A 4624-nucleotide genomic window follows, 5' to 3' on the forward strand; every position below is an offset into this window, starting at 1 on the left:
CGGGTTTGATGTCACGCTTCTCCAGGGCATCAATGGTCGGAATAGTGGCCTTTTGATCGCTCTCATGTGCCGGCTCCGATGATACTGAGCAGATTTTCGCCCGCAGACCGGAAAACATGAACAAATTTGCGCTGTTCCAGTTGAAGATCGCTCTCCCACAACAGATCGGCCATGCCCAGAATGGCGTTCATTGGGGTGCGGATTTCATGACTCATGTTGGCCAAAAACTCCGATTTGGCCCGATTGGCTGTTTCCGCCTCCTCTTTGGCGCGCAGCAAGTCGCTCTCCACCAGGCGCTGTTCGCTGATATCGACACATGAGCCGATATAGCCCAAAAACTGCCCCTGCTCGTCATAACGGGGTACACCATGGTCCAACAACCACCGCCACTGCCCATCATGACGACGCAAACGATAGTGCATCACAAAGGGCAGACGCCGGTCAAAATGGCTGAAATAGACGGCCAGACAACGGGACATATCCTCTGGATGCACCCCCTCTGCCCACCCGTTGCCTATCTCCTGTTCCATGCTTCGCCCGGTAAAATCCAACCAGCGTTGGTTAAACCAGTTACAGAGTTTGTCTGTCCCCGCGATCCAAATCAGCACCGGAGCAGAATTGGCCACCACACGAAAACGGGCTTCACTTTCCGCGAGTTGTGCATGTAAACGACGAACCTCGGTAATCTCCTCAACCGCCGCCACCATGTATTCCGCGTCATCGCCAATGCGCGGAATCAAACTCACGGTCAAACGCCCCCACAGCTCCTTGCCATCCCGGCCTGAGTAGCGCTTTTCCATCTGAAAGGAAGGGATCTTGCCCGTCCGCAATTGCTCGATGTAACCGTTTTGTATCCGCATATCCTCAGGATGAGAAAAATCCTCAATACACATGCCATACAACTCATCTGGCGCATCATACCCCAACATTTTGGCAAAAGCCTGATTCCCCTCCAGAATACGCCTCTCCTTGAGATCCACACAGGCCATGCCGATGCCGACATGATCCACCATCGCCCGAAATTTGGCTTCACTGCGTTGCAACAACAAAAGTGTTTGTTCCTGTCCGCGTCGGGCTCGGAACAGTTCCAGAAAGATCCCCACTTTGGAGAGCAGTATAAATTCATCGATTGGTTTTTCCAGATAATCCACACCGCCCGACCGATAGCCTTGCAGCAGGTGGGGATGATCCTTGAAAGCGGCCGTAAGAAAGATGATGGGAATATGGCGTGTCTCCTTGAACTCTTTGAGGGTCTCTGCCACCTCATAGCCATCCATATCGGGCATATCCACATCCAGCAGGATCACGGCGGGCTCACAGGCCAAAACCTTTTGCAACGTCTCTTCACCGGTCAGCGCTTCTTGCACATCGACTGCCAAAGGCTGCAACAGTCTGCGCAAGGCCAACAGATTGGCTGGGTTGTCATCCACGACCAAAACGGCAGGCAAGGGAGCAGTCATCCTCTTTTTTTCCCTTTTTCTGCACGCTTTCTGATCATGTCGATCCACCCTCCTTACACCGTCAATTCAACAATGGTAATATCATCTTCAAAACGCCCCTGCCCCCCGATATGCTGCCGTGCGGCTTCGATCACGTCGTGCAACGACTCCTGCAGGGCATACATCTGCTGGAGGCGATCCCCGAGACGCTCCATACCAAACGACTCTCCCGCCTCATTGCTGCCCTCGATGATCCCATCCGAGAAGAGCACCACGCGGTCTCCCGGTTGCAAAAGGATCACCTGCCGACACCAGTTTTGCATGGTATTGCCAACGATGCCCAAGGGAAACCCGCCCGATGGCAAACGTTCCCAGAGGTGGCCCTGGCGAAAAATCAACCCTTCTGGCAAGCCTCCGTTCCAGACCTGCAGCAGATGATTGTCTTCATCCCACTCCAGCAGAGTGGCCGCCAGATAGATTCCCGTCGGCAGACGATCCCGCAAATTTTGGTTAATTTCTGCCAAGATGACGCCTGCGGCATATCCCTTTTGGGTCATGGCATGAAAGATATTGGAGACTTCTGGACCAACGATAGCCGCTGGCAAGCCATGTCCGGTAATATCCCCCAGCAAAATATGCCGGATACCATCTGGCCGATTCATGGCGAACAACAGGTCTCCCGCCATGTTGTCCAATGGCAGCAGCAGATGCCGGATACCCCGATCATCAAACTGTACACCGGCCCGCATTTTGGTCAAAATCTTTTCGACGATCCCCTGATCGGCGGCCAATTTGGCATGTTGCCGCCGCAACAGGAGTTGATTGCGATCATTGATTCGATTCAGCCGATCCAACTGCCGATTGAGCCGTTTATACTCTTTGAGCAGTGTGGCAAAGGAGTCCTGCCAGCGTTGTTCTGAGACCCCACTCTCCTGCAACAGCGCCCCGGCCTGGGCTATGGTTCGCTCCTCAACATCCAGAAATTCCAAAGCATCTCCAGTCAACTCTGTTTCCGAGCGTCCCTTAAGCGATTTCATTGTCGTCCTCCGGGAAGGGCAGATAAAGCGATCATTGTAACCTGCTACAAACCGTCCCTGGGTGTTTATTCTTGAGCACAGCGTGAGCGTCTTTCTTTTCGGACACAAAAAAACCCGCAAGCCAGCTCGTTACGGGTTGATTATCGGTATACCGAGGTTACGATCAGAAAGGTGCAGAAAGGAAAACACAACAATTCGTAACTGACCAACATTGCCCATAAATTCTGGCGCCGCATTCAGCAAAAAATACCTCCTCCCTGCCGGCAAGTCAAAGCCCTTTTGCATCCTGGTCAGCGACAAGAGGCAAGACATGTTGCTGCCCCTTTTTTGCCCCGTCCATCGCATACCGATGATGGCCTTGCAATCGCCTCTCTCCACGCTGTTCAATGACAAGCCTGTTGACTTTTCCTTGATGAAAAAGCGATGATGGGGCCAATTGGGTACTCACGGGAGAGATGGCAATGACCACCACCACTTTTGATACGATGGCCTATGCCAAGCGGTTCAAGGCCGCCGGATTCACAGAGCAACAAGCTGAAGAGGTTGTAACAGCACTACGCGAAATCCGGGACGATCGCATGGAAGAATCAGCAACAAAAGGGGATATTGAGCTTGCCAAGTTGGAGTTGCGAAAAGAGATCGAAAGCGCCAAGGTCGAAATCATTAAATGGGTCATCGCAACCGGTATTGTCATCCTTGGTGGTCTGGCAACCATCAACCGCATGTTTCCCCCAATGCCGATCTACCTGCAACCGCCTGCACAAGAACTGCGCCTGCCCACTCCAGCACCTGCCGTGCCTCCTGGCCGATAGAGCTAATGCTCTGTATGCGCCAATAGCTGCATCTCTCCCGCCAACGGCCAGTGGGTCAACGTGATGCCCCTTCTTTGCCTACCAGAGATGCGATGGCATGGCGGATCATCTGCCCGATATTCTACCTTGTCCGGTAAACCGTTTTAACGCCCCCGCCCCGCGATGCGCCGCAAGACGGTCAGCACATCCTTTGCGGTGATCGCGTTGACAGGCTGCGCTCCCAACCAGGGGCTGCAACAAGGCAAAAAAAAGCCAATAAACATTGAATTTATTGGCTTTTCGGTATTTTTCGGTGTTCTTCGGAAGATAATTTGGTGCCAGAGATGGAATCGAATCACGATATAAATTGTTATTATTATTATTTATTTTTTATTGATACAAAACACATACCGCCAAATCGTTTTGCTGCCCTCTTGTCGCCCCGCCCATCACACGCCAATGATGGCCATGCAATTACCCACGTCCAACGGGTTCAATGACAAGCCTGTTGACTTTGCCAGGATGAAAAAGCGATGATGTGGGAAATCGTCCAGTCAGGAGGGAATGCCATCATGAGCACAGAGGCAAACGTTGCAAGCGGATACAAAGGCGCAACCTTCGCGTTTGATTCGTATGCCTATGTGCGCCGCTTGCGCGATGCAGGAATGGACGAACAACAGGCTGCCATCCAGGCAGAGACCTTTATGGCCATGGCAGAAGATCGTTTGGCAACGAAACACGATATTGCCATGCTGCAACGGGACATTGCCGCTATTGATGCCAAGGTGGAAGCAACAAAAGCCAGCCTGCAAAAGGAGATTGAAACCACAAAAGCCGAATTGAAGCGGGATATAGCCGCCATTGACGCCAGGATAGAGGCAACAAAAGCCGACACCATCAAATGGACCGCTGGCATGTTTGCTGCGCAAACTGCGCTCATCCTCGGTGCCATGTTCGCCGTTATGCGCATGAATCAGCCCCCGCCAGTTGTGTATCAACCGCCTGCACAAGAACTGCGCCTGCCCGCTCCACAGTCTACCGTACCCGCGCCGCCAACTGGACGGTGAAGCCGTTTCCGGCCAGGATTGATGCCTCCACCATCACACCCCGACAAGATGACGCGCCCCTCGGTCGTTCCCTCTGGCTGGTGCAGTGCTGGTGCCGTGACCACACAGTGGCTCTCAGGCGCGTTGTTTTGTCCGCTGATTGTTGTCCCGGTCAATGCCTGCATCCAGCCAATATTGATTGCCACTTCACTTCACTGATTAGAGCAGAACAATGAGTCCCCTGAAGAAAGCCCGATCCAAGCAAGAGCCTCCTTTACAGCCTTGGTGCGAGGTGTCGACCGAGATGCGCG

At 53.0% G+C, this 4624-nt stretch carries 4 protein-coding genes; 2 read left to right on the forward strand and 2 right to left on the reverse strand.

The window, feature by feature from the left end; translation table 11 throughout:
• Window positions 1–62: 62 nt before the first annotated feature.
• Both EJP87_RS14025 and EJP87_RS14030 read right to left on the reverse strand, forming a co-directional pair.
• Complete coding sequence (locus tag EJP87_RS14025) at window positions 63–1460, reverse strand: PAS domain S-box protein (protein WP_130472489.1); 1398 nt, start codon at window positions 1458–1460, stop codon at window positions 63–65.
• Between the two features lie 53 nt (window positions 1461–1513).
• Window positions 1514–2476, reverse strand: coding sequence for a PP2C family protein-serine/threonine phosphatase (locus tag EJP87_RS14030; protein ID WP_130472490.1), 963 nt, complete (start codon window positions 2474–2476; stop codon window positions 1514–1516).
• 461 nt (window positions 2477–2937) lie between these two features.
• Between EJP87_RS14030 and EJP87_RS14035 the strand changes: the two genes are divergently transcribed.
• Window positions 2938–3288: a CCDC90 family protein gene (locus EJP87_RS14035; protein ID WP_193771399.1), complete on the forward strand. Its 351-nt coding sequence runs from the start codon at window positions 2938–2940 to the stop codon at window positions 3286–3288.
• Window positions 3289–3839: 551 nt separating this feature from the next.
• Entirely contained in the window at window positions 3840–4334 is a 495-nt protein-coding gene (locus EJP87_RS14040) for a CCDC90 family protein (RefSeq protein ID WP_130472492.1), read from the forward strand.
• Window positions 4335–4624 lie beyond the last annotated feature (290 nt).

This window comes from Candidatus Magnetaquicoccus inordinatus (genome assembly GCF_004217665.1).
GTDB classification, from domain to species: domain Bacteria; phylum Pseudomonadota; class Magnetococcia; order Magnetococcales; family Magnetaquicoccaceae; genus Magnetaquicoccus; species Magnetaquicoccus inordinatus.